At 38.3% G+C, this 18,168-nt stretch carries 11 protein-coding genes, 1 tRNA gene and 1 pseudogene; 5 read left to right on the top strand and 8 right to left on the bottom strand.

What is annotated here, in order from left to right; all coding sequences use genetic code 11:
* Positions 1–46 precede the first annotated feature (46 nt).
* The 5 genes from mgtE to serS form a co-directional block, all read right to left on the bottom strand.
* Positions 47–1,399, bottom strand: a complete 1,353-nt coding sequence (gene mgtE, locus ACK4HO_RS10695; RefSeq protein WP_409665673.1) for a magnesium transporter — start codon at positions 1,397–1,399, stop codon at positions 47–49.
* Positions 1,389–2,168, bottom strand: coding sequence for a 16S rRNA (adenine(1518)-N(6)/adenine(1519)-N(6))-dimethyltransferase RsmA (rsmA, locus tag ACK4HO_RS10690; RefSeq protein ID WP_409665671.1), 780 nt, complete (start codon positions 2,166–2,168; stop codon positions 1,389–1,391). The genes mgtE and rsmA overlap by 11 nt, the downstream gene beginning before the upstream one ends.
* A gap of 1 nt (position 2,169) precedes the next feature.
* Complete coding sequence (locus ACK4HO_RS10685; RefSeq protein WP_409665670.1) at positions 2,170–2,481, bottom strand: DUF4286 family protein; 312 nt, start codon at positions 2,479–2,481, stop codon at positions 2,170–2,172.
* Between the two features lie 41 nt (positions 2,482–2,522).
* A complete protein-coding gene (locus tag ACK4HO_RS10680; RefSeq protein WP_409665668.1) occupies positions 2,523–4,301 on the bottom strand; it encodes a tetratricopeptide repeat protein in 1,779 nt (592 codons plus the stop codon).
* Between the two features lie 81 nt (positions 4,302–4,382).
* Positions 4,383–5,654, bottom strand: a complete 1,272-nt coding sequence (gene serS, locus ACK4HO_RS10675; RefSeq protein ID WP_409665666.1) for a serine--tRNA ligase — start codon at positions 5,652–5,654, stop codon at positions 4,383–4,385.
* 178 nt (positions 5,655–5,832) lie between these two features.
* Here serS and ACK4HO_RS10670 point away from each other — a divergent pair, with 178 nt between their 5' ends.
* From ACK4HO_RS10670 to ACK4HO_RS10650, 5 genes and pseudogenes are all read left to right on the top strand, one after another.
* Positions 5,833–7,749, top strand: coding sequence for a M1 family aminopeptidase (locus ACK4HO_RS10670; protein WP_409665665.1), 1,917 nt, complete (start codon positions 5,833–5,835; stop codon positions 7,747–7,749).
* Positions 7,750–7,850: 101 nt separating this feature from the next.
* Positions 7,851–9,200, top strand: coding sequence for an RIP metalloprotease RseP (rseP, locus tag ACK4HO_RS10665; protein ID WP_409665663.1), 1,350 nt, complete (start codon positions 7,851–7,853; stop codon positions 9,198–9,200).
* 83 nt (positions 9,201–9,283) lie between these two features.
* A tRNA-Asn gene (locus tag ACK4HO_RS10660) sits at positions 9,284–9,357 on the top strand.
* A 736-nt stretch (positions 9,358–10,093) separates the two neighbouring features.
* Positions 10,094–10,828, top strand: a pseudogene (locus ACK4HO_RS10655) (glycoside hydrolase family 16 protein); the annotation flags it as partial.
* A 419-nt stretch (positions 10,829–11,247) separates the two neighbouring features.
* On the top strand, positions 11,248–15,624 hold the full coding sequence (locus ACK4HO_RS10650; RefSeq protein ID WP_409665661.1) for a T9SS type A sorting domain-containing protein: 4,377 nt from the start codon (positions 11,248–11,250) through the stop codon (positions 15,622–15,624).
* Between the two features lie 69 nt (positions 15,625–15,693).
* Here ACK4HO_RS10650 and ACK4HO_RS10645 read toward each other — a convergent pair whose 3' ends face one another.
* From ACK4HO_RS10645 to ACK4HO_RS10635, 3 genes are all read right to left on the bottom strand, one after another.
* On the bottom strand, positions 15,694–16,128 hold the full coding sequence (locus tag ACK4HO_RS10645; protein ID WP_409665659.1) for a LexA family protein: 435 nt from the start codon (positions 16,126–16,128) through the stop codon (positions 15,694–15,696).
* 89 nt (positions 16,129–16,217) lie between these two features.
* On the bottom strand, positions 16,218–17,483 hold the full coding sequence (locus ACK4HO_RS10640; protein WP_409665657.1) for a Y-family DNA polymerase: 1,266 nt from the start codon (positions 17,481–17,483) through the stop codon (positions 16,218–16,220).
* A 105-nt stretch (positions 17,484–17,588) separates the two neighbouring features.
* Positions 17,589–18,168 (bottom strand): NADH-quinone oxidoreductase subunit N (locus ACK4HO_RS10635; protein WP_409665655.1); only part of this gene is annotated, 580 nt, incomplete at its 5' end.

Here is an 18,168-nt window from a genome sequence, read left to right as displayed (position 1 = left end):
CGGGAACAGTAGTGAAAAGAAATAGGGAAGTTGTGCTCTTAAAAAACTAAAACCCTAAAATCAATTTAGCAATCGAGAAGTAAATCAAAATCCCGCAAATGTCATTGCTGGTCGTAATGAATGGTCCGGTGGCTAATGCCGGGTCAATGTTAAATCGGTGCAGTAATAACGGTACAAAAGTTCCGATAAGTGAAGCGATAATAATTACCGAAACCAACGCAATGGTTACAATTTCTCCAATGATCAATTCGACATTCAAAAGGAAATGACTTCCTACGAATAAGATTGAGGCTAGTATAATTCCGTTAAGCAAACTCAACGACACTTCTTTAATCAAACGATTCCAAAGCGAACCGCTGATAGATTGATTAGCCAAACCTTGCACAATAATTGCGGAGGATTGTACGCCTACATTTCCGGCCATCGCGGCGATTAGCGGTGTGAAGAAAAATAAATTACCGTGATTGGTCATCGCACCTTCGAATAAACCTAAAACTCTAACGCTGATGAAACCACCAAACAAAGCCAAAACCAACCATGGTAAGCGTGCTCGGGTTAAGTCGAGAATGCTGTCATCGGCTTCTACGTCTTGCGAGATACCGGCCGCTAATTGGTAATCTTTATCGGCTTCTTCCTTAATTACGTCTACGATATCATCAATGGTAATTCTACCAACCAATCTTCCCATTTCATCTACAACAGGAATGGCTTCCAAGTCGTATTTTTGCATGATACGAGCGACATCGGTGTTGGGCATGTCTACTCTAACATAATCTACTTTTTTAATATAAACCTCACTGATTGGGGTTTTGGTAGAAGTGGTCAATAAATCTTTTAAAGACAATCTTCCTTTTAAACGGTTTTCATCATCTACTACATAAATCGAATGCACGCGAGTCACATGTTCCGCTTGGATTCGCATTTCTTTAACGCAAGTCAGTACGTTCCAATTTTCATTGACTTTCACCAACTCTTTTCCCATCAAACCTCCGGCAGTATTTTCGTCGTAACGCAACAAATCGACAATGTCTTTGGCGTGTTCAACGTCTTCTAATTCGGAGATTACTTCTTCTTTTTTGCTTTGCGAAAGTTCAGCGATAATATCCGCCGCGTCATCGGTATCTAATTCGTCAAGTTCTTCTGCGATCTCTTTGGCAGAAAGTCCTTTTAGGATTTTTTCGCGCAAATCATCTTCCAACTCGGGAAGGATTTCAGCGGTGATTTCACTGTCAAGGATTTTAAATATATAAGTGGCTTCGGCCGTTTCCAGTTCCTCAAAAATCTCCGCGATATCAGCATGGTGCATGTCATTCAACAACAATTCCAATTCTTGGTCGTTCTTGTCGTGAATGAGTTGCTCGATTTGCGCTAAGAGTTCTTTGCTGATTTTAAACTGCATTGGCTTCTATTTTTTGGGTGAGTTCGATGAACTGCTCCACCGTTAATTGTTCGGGACGAAGGTCAAAGATAGTGTCTTCTTTTAAATTATCCGAAAGGTTGAACGATTTTAGGCTGTTTCTAAGTGTTTTTCGGCGTTGTTGGAATCCGGTTTTGACCACGCTAAAAAATAATTTTTCACTGCAAGGCAAATGGAAATCAGATTTTCGGCGCAAGCGCAACACACCCGATTTTACTTTTGGTGGCGGATTGAAAACATGCTCGTGAACCGTAAACAAATACTCGGCCTCATAAAAAGCCTGAACCAAAACAGACAGTATGCCATAGACTTTACTGCCTTTTTTGGAACAAATTCTTTCGGCGACTTCTTTTTGGAACATACCCGAAAATTCCGGAACTTGTTCGCGCAATTCCAAACATTTGAAAACAATTTGGGACGAAATATTATAAGGAAAGTTTCCGGTAATGGCGAAAGGTTTGCCTTCAAAAATTTCGTTGATGTTGTATTTCAAAAAGTCTTTGGAAATGATTTTTCCTTCCAATTTTGGATAATGCGTATTCAAATATTCTACTGATTCGGTATCAATTTCAATCACATAAGTCGTGGTTGGTCTTTCTAAAAGGTATTTGGTTAATACACCCATTCCCGGGCCGATTTCCAATACGTTGTCGTAGCCTTCCAGATTTAGCGTGTCGGCTATGTCTTTGGCTATGCTTTCATCGGTTAAGAAATGTTGTCCGAGGTGTTTTTTGGCTTTTACTTGGTTCATTTTAATGGTCGCTTATCAATTCCAATTCCGTTCTAAAAGCCAGCATTTTGTCGCCAAAAAGTCTGAGTCCTTCTTCTCTCAATCTTGGCGCATCTTCGTCATAGTATTGCTGTAATGTTTCTTTGGAATCTGTACAATATTGAATAGAATAGGTTGTTCCGCCCATTTCTTCTTCGATTAAAACTTTCACCATTCGCGCCGAAGAAAATTTCCCGGTAGCTAAGACATCGTTAATGTGTTTTTCCTGCATCCAACGCATCCATTGGTCGTGAACGCTTTCGTGTATGTTGATGGTAACGTTGTATAAAATCATGAGGTGTATTTGTTGATTTGGTTATTCGGTGATTTGAGGTTCTAAAGATTTGTATCACCTCTTAATTTTCGGTACTTATTCCGCGAGTCTACGAAGTAAATACTGTCTTCGTGTTTAAAGATGATTTCTTCATAAAGTGGTTTTGCCTTTTCGGTATCGACTAAATTAGTATTGTAAATCTCTGCCGAATAATAAAGCGCTTCGTCAACATAAATGCTTTCTTTGTGATTGGTGATAATGGTGTTGTAATACTCCAAAGCTTTGGCAAAATCACCCATTTTTTCATAGGTTTTACCAATGCGCAACAAAGTAACCGGTTCAATCTCTTCGCCTTTGTGTTCTTTTAAAATGAGTTGGAATTGCGCCAAAGATTCCGGTTTTTTATTTTGGTACAAAAGGAAATCAGCACGGGCAAATTTCTTCAATGCCACTTGGGTCGAATCTTCTACGGTGTTGTCGCTAATTAGTAAAAACATGTCCAATGCATCATTAGCAATCAATTGGGACGATGCCGATTTTAGCACTTTCAATTGGTGTGTTGCCCATTCGAAATCGGCTTTAAAATAACTGGTTTTGGCAGTTTTCAATTGGGCTTCCTGACCCGTAACATCGCCTGCCATGTCTTCGCCAACTTGTGAATAATAAATCAAGGCTTGGTTGTATTTTTCTTCCAATAAAAGAATGTCGGCCAATTGCATTTTGAGTGCTGCAGTTTGGTAACGATTGATAGGCATTTCCATGGCATTTTTCAAAATCATTTTGGCTTTCTCGGGATTGTTCAAATGAAATGCGGTGAAATCGGCTTCCAATTCTAATAAAGATAAAGTGTATGGACTTACGCCAAATTCCTTAATGAGTTTGTCTAATTCTTCCGTAATGGCTAAATAATCTTTATCGGTGGCATGGTCGATTTTCATTTCCATCAAGTAGGAATGCGCCTGAATTAACAGCTCTATATCGTTGGTGTTTTCTAAGACAAAAGTCAAAATTTCTTTAGCCGAATCCTGGTCGTTATCCGCGATGGCCATTTCGCCCAAATTGACGATGTTGCCAAACGATTCCGGGTTTCTTTTATAAATGGCTTTTTGTTGCACAAAGGCTTTGCCGTATTCTTTGAGCTGCACAAAATACCAACTCAGAAAATCATTCCAAAATACATCTTGGGTTTTCTGTGTTCTGATGAGTAGGGCTTTTTTTAAAGTGTCATTGAAGTTTGCATCAGCGTCTTCGGTCATAAATCGCGAGAGTTGATTCTGAATAATCGGGAGGTTTTGCGGGTTTTGATAGGCTTCCAATAAATAGGTTTCTATCATCAAATCGGTTTCGCCTTTTTGACCGTAAAGCATCGCCATTTGGAAGTTGAAACTCAATTTTGGGTCGGTTTCGATAGCTGTTTTATAGGCTAAAAGAGCATAATCAAATAAAGCTTTTCTTTCGAAAGTATAAGCTAATCCGTAGGTTTCATTGGCGTTTTTTTTGATTTTATCAATCGCTTGATTGTAATATTTATTGGCTTTCTCTTGGTTTTTTTGCAGCTGAAAATTAAAGCCTAATTCGATTAAAAGATTGCTTTGACGGTATTTGTCGAGCCTTTCTTGTATGGCCTTTTCTGCTTTGTCAAACTGTTGCAACTGTTGGTAGCACTCAATCACTCTTTGGAAATAATTGGAGTTGCCGGCTTGTGCTTTTAGTAGTTCTTCATAGCTCACTAAGGCTTTTTCAAATTCGCCTCGGTCAAAATAGTTATTGGCCAATTGTTCGTTTTGAGCGGAAGCCCAAAGCGAAAGGAATAAGAATAAGATAGAAAGTGATTTTTTCATGTTTTTATTTAAAACGAACAATGTACTAAAGTAACACTTTTTGTGTTCCGTTAGTACATTGTTTATTAAACATTAACGTTTTTAGTTAATGATATCAAAACCGGTGTAAGGACGCAATACTTCCGGGATTACAATGCCTTCCGGGGTTTGGTAATTTTCTATGATTCCGGCTAAAACTCTTGGCAGTGCCAATGAACTTCCGTTCAAAGTATGCGCTAATTGGGTTTTTCCGTCTTTTCCTTTGAAACGCAATTTCAAACGATTCGCTTGGAAAGTTTCGAAGTTTGATACTGAGGAGATTTCTAACCATCTATCTTGAGCGGTTGAGAATACTTCAAAATCATAAGTTAAAGCCGAAGCAAAACTCATATCGCCACCACAAAGGCGAAGGATTCTATAAGGTAATTTTAATTCTTGCAAAATGTTTTTCACATGCTCAACCATGCCGTCAAGCGCTTCGTATGATTTATCAGGATGTTCTATTCGTACGATTTCGACTTTGTCAAATTGGTGCAAACGGTTTAAACCGCGAACGTGTGCGCCATAAGAACCGGCTTCTCTTCGGAAACAAGGCGTATAACCCGTACATAAAACCGGGAGTTCGTTTTCTTGTAAAATCACATCGCGGAATAAGTTGGTTACCGGAACTTCGGCGGTTGGAATTAAGTATAAATCGTCGATACCCACATGGTACATTTGTCCTTCTTTGTCCGGTAATTGTCCGGTTCCGTAACCGGAAGCTTCATTTACCAAATGAGGCACTTGGTATTCTTGGTAACCGGCTTCGGTATTTTTATCTAAGAAATACGAAATCAGCGCGCGTTGTAATTTGGCGCCTTTTCCTTTGTAAACCGGGAAACCGGCACCGGTGATTTTTACGCCCAATTCGAAATCGATGATATCATATTTTTTTACCAATTCCCAGTGTGGTTGCGCACCTTCGTGTAAAACGGGAATATCACCTTCTTGAAAAACGTTGAGGTTTTCTTCGGGTGTTTTTCCTTCCGGAACGATATCGGCGGGAAGATTGGGTAGTAAATACATTTTTTGAGTCAATTCAGTCGCAAAAGCGTCTAGTTTCTCAGACAATTCTTTGCTGCTTTCTTTGAGTTGACTTGTTTTTTGTTTTAGGATTTCGGCTTTGGCTTTTTCACCATTTTTCATCATTTCGCCAATAGCTGATGATAATTTGTTGGCTTCCGCCAAGGTATTGTCGAGAGCCACTTGCGTGCTTCTTCTGTTTTCGTCTAATTGGATTACGTCTTCAACGATGGCTTTAGCATCCATGTGCTTTTTGGCCAAAGCGGCAATCACTTTTTCCTTGTTTTCTCTGATGTAACTGATTTGTAACATGGCTGTTTTCTTTATAAGCACGCAAATTTAATGAAATGTTTGATAAAACCTTTCGTAAGCTGAAAAACTTACTTGCGGTAAAAGAATTACAATCAAAGTGATACCCTTTAATTTATCATTTTTTTGACAGTCATATAGTTCAATAATTGTTATATTCGCAAAAAAATCATTGCTTCATATGAAAAAGTACTACTTTTTAATACTTTATTTTACAATTTCTTTTGTTTTTGCCCAAGAAGGCATTTCGGAAACCACTAGGATAGCTGAGTCGGAGATGAAATCGGCTTCACAGTTGATGAATTTTCAAGTCAATCCCAATACGGCAAACTACGATGTTACTTACAGCAAGCTTGAATTTACAATTAATCCGGGAGTGTATGCCATAACCGGGAAAGTGACTACGACTTTCAAAGCCTTGAGCGATATGACTACCGTTACTTTTGATTTAACCAATGAATTGACGGTGAGTTCGGTAAAACAAGGAGTAACCAATTTGAGTTTTGTGCAAAATACCAGTGATGAATTGGTAATCACTTTGCCAAGTACACTTACCACAAACAATTTTGCTACAGTAGAAATCAATTATTCCGGAGCTCCGGCAACCGGTGAGCAGGCATTTACCAGATCGACACATGCCGGGACATCAATTATTTGGACACTTTCAGAACCTTTTGGGGCTCGTGATTGGTGGCCATGTAAGCAAGATTTGAATGATAAAATTGACAGTATTGATGTTTATATAACGGCACCATCGCAATATGTGAGTGTATCTAATGGCGTTGAGCCTGAAGCACCGGTGATTAACGGCGCCGATAAAACGACTCATTTCCACCATAGTTATCCTATTCCGGCCTATTTGATAGCGATTGCGGTAACCAATTATCAAGTTTTCACTCAAACAGCTGGAACAGCTCCGAATACTTTTCCGATTGTAAATTATATTTATCCGGAGAGTTACAGTTCGGCAGTAGTTTCTTTGGCGCAGACCTTGCCGATTATGAACATTTTTGAAACCCTATTTGAAACATATCCTTTTCATGCTGAAAAATATGGTCATGCCCAATTTGGTTGGGGTGGCGGAATGGAACATACTACGGTTTCTTTTATGGGAGGATTTAGTCGTGGATTGATTGCTCATGAATTGGCCCACCAATGGTTTGGTGACAAAATCACTTGCGGTACTTGGAAAGACATTTGGTTAAATGAAGGTTTTGCTACTTATTTGGCAGCATTGGCCATTGAAAATCTGGACGGGTTGAATGCATTTGTTACTCAGAAAGCTTCGATGATTGATTTTATTACTTCGAGTCCGGCCGGGAATGTATATTTAACCGATACACAGGCCACTAGTGTCAGCAGAATTTTCAGCAGCCGATTGAGTTATAACAAAGGCGCGATGGTTTTGGAAATGTTGCGTTTTAAAATGGGTGACACTAATTTTTTTCAAGCGGTAAGAAACTATTTAGCCGATCCGAATTTGGCCTACAAATACGCCGTTACAACTGATTTAAAAACGCATTTGGAAACTGTTTATGGCCAAAGTTTAACCGAATTTTTCCAAGATTGGATTTACAACCAAGGTTACCCAACGTATACCATCACGGTTCAAAATTGGGGTGCCGGTCAAGCCAAGTTTGTGGTTAATCAAACCCAATCGGATGCTTCGGTTACTTATTTTGAAATGCCGGTTCCGGTTAGAATTTATGGTGCCGGAGGACAACAAGCGGATTTAGTGTTGGATAATACTTTTAATGGAGAACAGTTTATCATGAGCGTTCCATTTGAGGTAACCGGAGTTGCATTTGACCCTGAGAGACATATTATTTCAGCCAATTCGACGGCGACTTTGGGCAACCAAGATTTTAGTATAGATAATGCAGTAGTTGTTTATCCTAATCCGAGTTCGGATGTATTACACATTCAAATGCCTTCTTCCTTTGAGTTGGAAAAAGTCACTATTTACAATAGTCTTGGGCAGAAAGTTTTAGAAAATACTACAGTAGATTTCTCTGTGAGTCAATTGTCTTCGGGTGTTCATTACCTTGATATTCAAACGACGGAAGGTACTTATCATAAAAAATTCATAAAAAAATAACCTGCCTGCCGGCAGGCAGGTCTTTATTTAACAAATATTGTATGCAGGAGTAAGGTGAAAACCTTACTTTTGTGCGTTTAAAAGAAACTGACAAATAAGAAATGGAAATTGCAATCAAACTATCTCAATTTTTACTGAGTTTATCAATATTAATTATACTTCACGAACTAGGGCATTTTATTCCGGCCAAATTATTCAAAACAAGAGTAGAGAAGTTCTACTTGTTTTTTGACATCAAATATTCTTTACTGAAAAAGAAAATCGGTGAGACTGAATATGGTATCGGTTGGTTGCCTTTAGGCGGTTATGTAAAAATTTCCGGAATGATTGACGAGAGTATGGATACTGAGCAAATGGCTCAAGAACCACAGCCTTGGGAATTCCGTTCGAAACCGGCTTGGCAACGTTTGATTATCATGTTGGGTGGTGTGACGGTGAATTTCATTTTGGCCTTTATCATTTATATTGGGATGGCTTATGCTTATGGTGAGCAATTTATTTCCAATACTGATTTGAAGGAAGGAATTTGGGTTACCAATCCTGTTATTGAAAAGGCAGGCATTAAAACAGGCGACAAAATTGTTTCTATTAACGGAAAACCAATGGATCGTTTTAATGACCTTGCCAAAAATTTATATACAGCCAGAGAAGTTGTGGTGGAGAGAAATGGACAGTTGCAAACGATAAAATTCCCTATTAACATTATCAATCAGATTAGTAATTCGGGGAGAAAACACTCCTTAGTAGAATTGAGAATTCCTTTTGTAGTTAGTGAGGTGAGCAAAAGTTCTCCTAACAACAGTACCTTAAAATCCAAAGATATCATTACCAGTTTTAATGGGAAACCAGTTAAATATGCTGATGAGATTATTTCGGAATTTGATAAGTTTAAAGGACAAACCGTGCCGGTAGTTGTTAAAAGAGACAATAAATTGGTAGCAACTACAATTAAGTTTAATGACAGTGCAAAATTAGGGGTTGTTTATCCTAATAGAATTCCTTTTTCTAATGTAGAGAAGTTGAATTTGTACAAAGTGAACAAACACGAATATGGTTTTTTTGAATCTATTCCTGTAGGACTACGTGAAGGAACCGAAACGTTGGTTGGTTATGGAGAAAACCTGATGACCATTTTCAATCCTGAGACCGAAGCTTATAAAGAGGTTGGTGGTTTTGCAGCTATCTTTAATATTTTCCCTAATTCATGGAGTTGGGAAGCGTTTTGGAATATTACAGCATTATTGTCTATTATGCTTGGGGTAATGAATTTATTGCCAATCCCGGCGCTTGATGGCGGTCATGTGATGTTCTTATTGTATGAAATGATTTCGGGAAGAAAACCAAGTGACAAGTTCTTAGAAAAGGCGCAATTGGTTGGGTTTGTATTACTTATTTCTTTATTGTTGTTTGCCAACGGAAACGATATTTATAAGGCAATTGTAGGCAAGTAATATTTTTTGAAATTTTATTCGTTTTTATTTGCAAAAAATAAAATTCGTTCTATCTTTGCAACCGCTTAAAAGATATAACATCTTCCTCCTTAGCTCAGTTGGTTAGAGCATCTGACTGTTAATCAGAGGGTCCTTGGTTCGAGCCCAAGAGGGGGAGCATAAAGAAAGCCCGATACGAAAGTATCGGGCTTTTTTATTTTTGCTAACCTTGGGCGGGAAGTTTATCCCGATGCCATGCAATGGCTATCGGGTTGAGAGGTTTTTTTTAAGATGTTACAGAGAGGATTGACTTTGATGAATTGGATTTCGTGTGGCAGCTTTTTTTATAAGCACGGATTGTAAATCCGAGCTATATAAAGCTAGGATAGCTCTAAATGGTGCAATTTATTGAAACTGTATAGTTTTTATATACAAATATGAGGCATGGTTACCGCAAATCTTTGGTTTATTTGTATTCAACAAATCAATAATCAATAAATATGAAAAAGCTTTTAGTAACATTCCTGTTGTTTTTTTCGATAGTGGTCAGTGCTCAATTCAATTATACCTCAGCTGTAAAATATACTGATGGTCAATTGGTTGTTAATAAAATAATTTCTTTGCGATTTAATATCAAGTTGGGTTCAGCCACCGGAACTACTGTTTACAGAGAGATGCAACATCCTCTAACGGATAATCAAGGAAATGTTGTGGTGGCTGTTGGAACAGGTGTTGCTGAAGTGGGTAATTTTTCTCAAATCAATTGGGCGCAGGGCAATCACTATCTTACCGTAGAATTTTACACCGGTCCGGTCTCTTGTGAATGGATAAATGTTCCTTTTGGTACGGGTGGTCAGATAGGTCAAATTGTTTCTTATTGTGCCGGAGAATATGTTTTCAATTCGTGTAATACTTTCACTAATTTGGTCTGGTCAGATGAGTTTAACACCAATGGTGCAGTAAGCGCAACTAATTGGCACCATCAGACCCAGCTTCCTAATGGAAATAGTTGGTATAATGGTGAAGCGCAGCATTATACTAATCGTCAAGTTAATTCGAGTGTTAATAACGGGCTTTTGAGCATAGTTGCCAAAAAGGAAACCTTTACAGACCAAGGACAGACCAAGCAATATACTTCGGCCAGATTGAATTCGAAATTTGCCTTTAAATATGGGCGTGTAGAGGTGCGTGCTAAGTTGCCAACAGGAGTTGGTACATGGCCTGCTATTTGGATGTTGGGCAAAAATATTATTGAACCCGGAGCTTATTGGTCAAGCACACACGGAACGACGAGTTGGCCGGCTTGTGGAGAAGTAGATATTATGGAACATTGGGGGAATAATCAGAATTATGTTCAAAGTGCCCTGCACACGCCTTCAAGTTTTGGTGGAACGGTTAATATTGGTGGACAAACCGTATCGACTGCTTCGAGTCAATTTCACATTTATACCCTTGTGTGGACTTCAGAAAGTATGACATTTAGTGTAGATGGCGTAATACATTATGTTTATAATCCGGCTATTAAAGATGCTAATACTTGGCCGTTTGATTCCGACCAGTATATTTTACTAAATGTGGCTATGCAACCTGCCATTGACCCGCTTTTTACCCAAAGTGCCATGGAAGTGGATTATGTAAGAGTGTATCAGTAGTTTTTTCAGATTTATTATCTTATTATAAACAACCCAACAGCAATGTTGGGTTTTTTTATTTAGATGAAAAGTAGTTTGGTTAGAAAATGTGAAAGCCAATTTAAATTGATAATATCAAAAATATTTTAGATAAAATTTATGGGATTAATAAAAATTTAGGCATAAAAATCCATTTTTCGTTAGTTGAAGTGTCTTGATAAGTTGTGTTTTAATCTCAAAACACCTCTACATTAACTTATCATTAACAATGCTTTAAGAAAAATCGGATTTGTGATTATTTGTCTGAAGTCTGCATAAACAGTAGTTTTAGAGGGGTTTTTATTTTTTAAAAAGTGTATAGTTTTTATATACGCAATCGTTTTCGGTGGTGTTGTCTAATAGTATAAGTTTACACCTCAACTCAAAAACAATATCGAATGAAAAAACTATTATTATTAATTTTCCTAATGACTGTTTCATTAGGACAATCGCAATCCTTTCCATTGGATTTTACAGGAGGTACAGATGTACTTACCGGTTTCGATGGAAACGTCTTCAGCATTATCACTGATGAAGGCAACGAGGTTGGTCAGTGTGCAAGTGCAAACCAACTTTATGACACTTACCAATTAACCTTAGCACAAACTTTAAATCTTTCTGATGATAGTAACAATACTATCACTTTTAGAATAAAGCCAATTGGAGATGCGGGTTTAACAACCAGAAACCATTTATTAAAGTTTGAACAAGGTACCGGAGGCGCAGCACAAACTGAGCTTGGATTTACCACAATTGGAAATGATTGGCAGGTTATCACTTTAAATTTTGGCGCCGGTCTAGGTAGTTATGCTAAATTTGTTTTATTTACAGATTTTAATAACACGCAAACCGGAACTTATTTAGTTGATGATTTTGCAGGTGGAACAAACAATGTACCTACTTGTAACGATGGAGTTCAAAACGGAACTGAAACCGGTATAGATTGTGGTGGGACTTGTGCGGCATGTCCTCAACTTGCTCCAATTGTAGCAGCACCAACTCCTACAAGAGCTGCTGCAGATGTAATTTCTATTTTCAGTAATGCTTATACAAATGTTACTTTAAGTGAACTTCCAACAGTATGGTCTGGCCTTACTGAGCCGTTTCAAGCGCTTCAAATAGCAGGAAACGATACTTGGAGATTTAGAGGTGAATTTTTAGGTATGGTTACCAATTATGCCACTGGTGTTGATTTAACAGGAATGACTTCAATGCACATTGACTATTGGACACCAAATACTCCCATTATTAATGTTAAGCTAGTAAAAACAATTGGTGGTACTACTGAAGCGTTTACTGCTTTAGAAAATCCAACAGTTACAGGTACCTGGAGAAGCATTGATATTCCTCTAACTGCTTATGGAACATTAGACTTAAGTAAAATCACGCAGATTTTAATTGATCCAGCTGGTGTATCAACGATATACATTGATAATTTTTATTTCTGGAAAGCTCCAGCAGGAACTTTTACCTATTATGCAGACACAGATAATGATGGTTATGGTTCAGGTCCGGCAGTTTTATTGACAGACCCAGAAGCACCGGTAGGATATTCTGTAAACAATACGGATTGTGCCCCTGCGAATGCTGCCATTTATCCTGGTGCAACTGAACTTGCCGATACAGTTGATAACGATTGTGACGGATTAATAGACGAAGGTTTTCCTCCTACTGTAGCTGCACCAACTCCTCCAGCAAGAAACGCATGGGATGTAGTATCTTTATTTAGCGGTGCTTATGCTAATGTTACTTTAAATGAACTTCCTACTTCATGGTCACAATTGGCATTAGCCCCGTTTTCGGTTGAATCTATTGCCGGAAATGACACATGGAAATTTGGAGGTGAGTTTTTAGGTATGGTTACCAATTATGATAATGGTATCAATTTAACTCAAATGACCACTATGCATATCGATTATTGGACTCCTGATAATAAAGTTATGATAGCCAAAATTGTGAACACCATTGATGGTGTAACAGAAGGACTTACTATTGTAGAAGATCCAGTAGTAACTGGTACCTGGAGAAGTGTAGATATTCCAATGACTCAATTTGGGGGATCAGTAAATAAATCTAAAATTACACAGATTTTATTAGACCCACAATTAGGCGGATCAACAGTATATATTGATAACTTCTATTTCTACAGACCAGCAACTTCTCAGCCATCTCCAACGATAACTAACTTCACCGTTCCAAGTAAAGTTATTGGTGATGGACCATTCCAATTAACCGCTCCAGAAAGTAACAGTACCGGTGCATTTACTTATACAGTTACAGGAGCACCGGGTGTGGCTTCTATAAGCGGAAACACGGTTACCATTTTAGGCGGTGGTAGTACTATTATTACTGCTACTCAAGCAGCTGCAGGTGGTTTTGGCCCTGGAAGTATTACAGCTTCTTTTGTGGTTTCATTCCCTCCACCAGCTACTGCTGCACCAACACCAACAGTTCCTGCAGATAGAGTTTTATCTATCTTTAGTGATGCTTATACTAATGAAGGTGGTGCTTCTTATCCATACTGGGGACAACCTGGAGCTTACATTGCTCCTGCAGTAATTCCTGTAGGATCTCCGAGTAGCAATACGTTGAAATTAGATAATTTAACTTATCAAGGAGTTCAATTAGCAGGTACAATTGATGTTTCAAGTATGACTACATTACATCTTGATATTTGGACACCAAACTGTACAACATTTGATTTCTATTTAATAGACTCAGCTCCAGTTGGTGTTCCACCAGCAGAGCAAGCTGTTTCTATATCTCCTACACAAAATGGATGGAATAGTATTGATATTCCAATGTCATCTTATAACACACTTGCATTAACAGAAGTTCAACAATTTAAGTTTGTTGGATTACCATCAGGAAGTGTTGTTTATTTAGATAATATTTACTTTACTAGACCTACCTCTCGTGCAATAGCTCCAACTACAACAGCTGTAATTGACTATTGTAAAGGAGCAGTAGCCACTCCATTAACAGCTACCGGTTTTGCCGGTAATGCATTGAAATGGTATCTTGTTGGAGGGACTACCACACCAACCTACACATTTTTAGCTGGCGGAGCACCAACTCCTGCAACAACTACAGTTGCATCTCCATCAAAAAAATATGCAGTATCTCAGGTTTTATCTGATGGAAGTGAAAGTCCAAAAGCAGATATAACAGTTAACGTACTTGCTATTCCGGCCACACCTGGTATTATTTCAGGAACAGTTGCTCAAGGACCATTAGTTGGAACTTCAACATTAGCAACCTATTCTATTGCTCCTGTTGTTGGGGCTGTATCTTATCAATGGACAGTTCCGGCTGGAGTTAATATTGTTGGGGCTAATGATGGATCAAGTATTACAGTTAATTTCTTAAATGTATCTGCAGGTGCCGGTTCAATAGGAAATCTTTCTGTAAGAGCGGTAAATTCTAACGGTTGTCCTAGTGTTGCTAAAACATTAGCGTTAACTAAAGCATTACCAACAGCACCTGCTGGTGTTAAAATGTATGATGATGCATTCCCAACTTACTCTCCTACAACTTTACTTCAATTACCAATTACAACTTTTGGTCAATTTATGGGAACAAACAGAGTTTTAAGATTAACTGCACCTCCTGCTGCTACGGCTACTTCATATGTTTGGGAACTTCCTCCAGGAGTTGTTCAATTGAGTGGTGGTACTTCAAATGAAATTACAGTTAATTTCTCTGGAGTTACAAGTGCTAATACTTTTAGTTATTTAACAACTGCAACGGTTCCTGTTTTGACTCATATTTTAAGAGTTGGAGTGAAATCTAGAAACGGTGTTGGTGATTCTACTACTAATAATACAGCACTTATTAATCCTACTACTTCTTCAACAGCTAAATTGTTGACTTTAAAAGCTACGCTTCCTGCTGCAGTTTCTACTGTAACGGGTCAATTAACAGGAGTTTGTGGTGGAAGTACTTATGTCTATACAATTACTAAAGCTTCGCCTTTTGCTAGTTCATATGTAATTACTGCTCCGGCAGGATCAACTGTTACTTCAGCTGGTAATCCATTAAATGCTTCTAATGTTTTATCAACTACTGATTTGACATTCTCGGTTACTTATCCGGTTGGATTTGTTGTTAATACTTCAACTACTACTGCAAATAAATCAATTGTGATTGCTTCTGTAAATGGTATTGGAACTGGAGCTAAAGTAAAAACACTTACTATTTCAACGTCACTAAAAGCGGTAGGAATTGCTACAGGTTCAGCCGGTATAACAACATTTACCAGATGTGCTAATCAAACGTTTACTGTTCCAGCTGTTGAAGGTGCAACAAGTTATACTTGGACATCTGCCAATGGAGCTGTTATCGTGAGTGGACAAGGAACTACTACTATTGAGGTTGATTTCTCAGCGGTTTTAGGAACAGTAACGTTAACGAAATTAACAGTTCTTGCCAGCAATGCATGTGGCGTTAATAGTGCTGTTAAAACAATTAACTTAACAAGTACTGCTTGTCCAGCAAGAATGGATGCTTCAGGGGTTACTTCGGAAGTTTCGATTTATCCAAATCCGGCTAAAGATAATTTCACATTAGAATTAACATCTTCTCAAGCAGGTGAAATGTCAATGACAATTTATAACCTAAACGGAAGTTTGATAAGAACTAAAAACATAAAGTTGACACAAGGAAACAACTCGATTAATGAAGACGTATCTTCATTGGCCAGCGGTATCTATTTTGTACAAGTTTATAGTTCATCGAATGGAGAAACTATAGTTAAAAAATTAGTTAAGGATTAATTATTTGAATTGAATTTTTATTTCCTAAGAGAGGCCTTTACGGCCTCTCTTTTTTTTGTAAAAGGTTTTTTATACCGCCTTAATCACATAGGTCACAATACCCCAAACCACCAATTTATTGTCTTCGGTAACTTTGATGGGTTGAAAGGTTGCATTTTCGGGCATCAGATAAACGGCCTCTTTTTCCACTTTAATTCGCTTTACCGTGAATTCTCCATCGATAAGACAAACTCCAATTTTACCGTCTGTGGGTTCCACGCTTCGGTCAATAACCATGATGTCGCCATGGTCTATACCGGCGCCTATCATAGAGTTGCCATCGGCTTTGGCATAGAAAGTGGCTTCGAAGTTTTTGACCAATACTTTGTCTAAACTAATTTGGCTTCCTTCAAAATCGGTGGCCGGAGAAGGGAAACCGGCTTTGATACCGCCTTCAAAATAGGGGAGCGTTTTCGAGTTTTCGAAATCGGGTTTGAAGAAAGTGAGGTTGTTGTGTTTTTTCATGGGCTTCTCGATACATTTTTGGCTAAGGCACTAATTTTATTTTCATCCGCCTGTTGAGCCAAAAACACTCGAAGTGACGGATTTTACTTTTATCGACATGGGATTTCCAGTATTTCCTTAAAATCAGTGGTGTATTTTTTTGACAGGAAATTTTGATTCATTTTCCAAGTGCGTTGTAAGTCTTGGTTGCCCAATCGTATTTTGCGCTCGCCTGTTTTTTTATAATAATCATCCATCACTTTCATGAGTTTCAAATGTTTCGGATTTTCTTCTTCAAACAAGTGGAACTGCTTTTGGTTTTCGGGAATGATTTCGGTTACGATAACGCCGGCTTTTTTATAAATTTCGCCTTCTTCAAATATTTCTTTCAGCATTTTTACTGCCAAGTTGCTTATCGTGATAGAAGAATTACTGGCAAACGGTAACGTTTCCATTTTGTAGAAATTGTAGCGCGCTCTATCGGTTTTGTATTTGTCTTTTCTCATATAGAGTATTACGCCGTGGCAACAGGAATTTTGTTTGCGTAGCTTTTCGGCACAAACGGTTGCAAAGGTCGAAACGCGTTCTTTCATTTCATCCAACGTGGTAATATTTCCGGCAAAACTTCTGGTGATGGCGATGGTTTTTTTGTCTTTGGGTAATTCCATTTCTAAGACCGATTTACCTTCGAGTTCATATTTTAAACGCAATCCGACAACACCCATTTCTTTTTTGATGAAACTTTCGTTGTGCGGTAAAGTGAAATCATAAGCAGTGTTGATGTTTTTAGCCTTCATCTTTTTAGTCAGGCGAAAGCCAATGCCCCAAACGTCTTCAATTTTGGTCCATTTCAAGGCTTTTACGCGCTTTTCTTCTGAATCGATTATATAGACGCCTTTGGTTCTCTCGGGATACTTACGCGCGATTTTATTGGCGACTTTGGAAAGTGCTTTCGTCTCGGCAAAACCAACAGACACCGGAATGCTCAACCATTTCATAATGCGGCTTTTCATCTGCAAACCATAGTCGTGAAAGTCGGTTATTTTTACACCTTCAAAATTCATAAACGCTTCGTCTATGCTATACACTTCTACATGTGGTGTAAAGCCTTCCAGTATTTTCATCACGCGACTACTCAAATCGCCATACAAAGCATAATTGGAAGAGAAGACCTGAATATTTTTGGCTTTGAGTTCTTGCCTAACTTTAAATTCGGGCGCGCCCATCGGAATGCCGAGTGCTTTGGCTTCGTCACTACGCGAAATGATGCAGCCGTCATTATTGGATAAAATCACTATGGGTTTTCCAACCAATTGAGGCTGAAAAACACGTTCGCACGAAGCGTAAAAGTTATTGCAATCGACTAAAGCATACATGGTATAAAATTACACAATAGTCGATAGTTTTTGAGGGATGTTGATAAATAAAAAACCATCAAAATCGCTCTTGATGGTTTTGGGTATGATGAAGTAAAGAACTTTTTAGTTCAATAAATTGGTTACCAATGAAGGATGAAGTCCCATTAAGATATTTAGCAAAATCGAAACTACTGCTACAAAGTAATATACGAAAGGAACTGATTGTTTCTCTTCCGAAGCTTCTTTGGTGTACATCGCCAAAATCAATTTGAAATAATAACCCACACTGATAATCGAGTTGATTACGCCGACAATCACTAGGAATAAATAGCCTGATTTAATGGTGTCGCTGAATAACATAAACTTAGCAAAGAATCCGGAGAAAATCGGAATTCCCGCCATGGATAATAACGATGCGGTTAAAACGGCGGCCAATAATGGATTGGTTTTGCCCAAACCGTTGAAGTTGGCTGTGGCTTCGTTATCCTTATTGCGCGTTACATAAATGATTACGGCAAAAGAAGCAATTCCGGCCAAAGCATAAGCGGCGGTGTAATATAATAAAGTACTTGCTGCAGTGGATAAACTTAAAATCGCCATCAACATAAATCCGGCGTGTGAAATTCCGGAGAAAGCCAACATACGTTTTACGTTGTCCTGACGCAACGCCATGATATTTCCGATAGTCATTGACAATATTGAA

It is taken from the genome of Flavobacterium sp., assembly GCF_046296355.1.
In the GTDB taxonomy this organism is placed as follows: domain Bacteria; phylum Bacteroidota; class Bacteroidia; order Flavobacteriales; family Flavobacteriaceae; genus Flavobacterium.
The sequence above is the reverse complement of the archived record's forward strand: the minus strand, read 5'-3'. Positions and strand labels throughout refer to the sequence as shown.

Coding starts and splice junctions, on each gene's coding strand:
- mgtE (WP_409665673.1), bottom strand. CDS start 1,399: ATGCAGTTTAAAATCAGCAAAGAACTCTTAGCGCAAATCGAGCAACTC.
- ACK4HO_RS10670 (WP_409665665.1), top strand. CDS start 5,833: ATGAAAAAGTACTACTTTTTAATACTTTATTTTACAATTTCTTTTGTT.
- serS (WP_409665666.1), bottom strand. CDS start 5,654: ATGTTACAAATCAGTTACATCAGAGAAAACAAGGAAAAAGTGATTGCC.
- ACK4HO_RS10640 (WP_409665657.1), bottom strand. CDS start 17,483: ATGTATGCTTTAGTCGATTGCAATAACTTTTACGCTTCGTGCGAACGT.
- ACK4HO_RS10685 (WP_409665670.1), bottom strand. CDS start 2,481: ATGATTTTATACAACGTTACCATCAACATACACGAAAGCGTTCACGAC.
- ACK4HO_RS10650 (WP_409665661.1), top strand. CDS start 11,248: ATGAAAAAACTATTATTATTAATTTTCCTAATGACTGTTTCATTAGGA.
- rseP (WP_409665663.1), top strand. CDS start 7,851: ATGGAAATTGCAATCAAACTATCTCAATTTTTACTGAGTTTATCAATA.
- ACK4HO_RS10645 (WP_409665659.1), bottom strand. CDS start 16,128: ATGAAAAAACACAACAACCTCACTTTCTTCAAACCCGATTTCGAAAAC.
- ACK4HO_RS10680 (WP_409665668.1), bottom strand. CDS start 4,301: ATGAAAAAATCACTTTCTATCTTATTCTTATTCCTTTCGCTTTGGGCT.
- rsmA (WP_409665671.1), bottom strand. CDS start 2,168: ATGAACCAAGTAAAAGCCAAAAAACACCTCGGACAACATTTCTTAACC.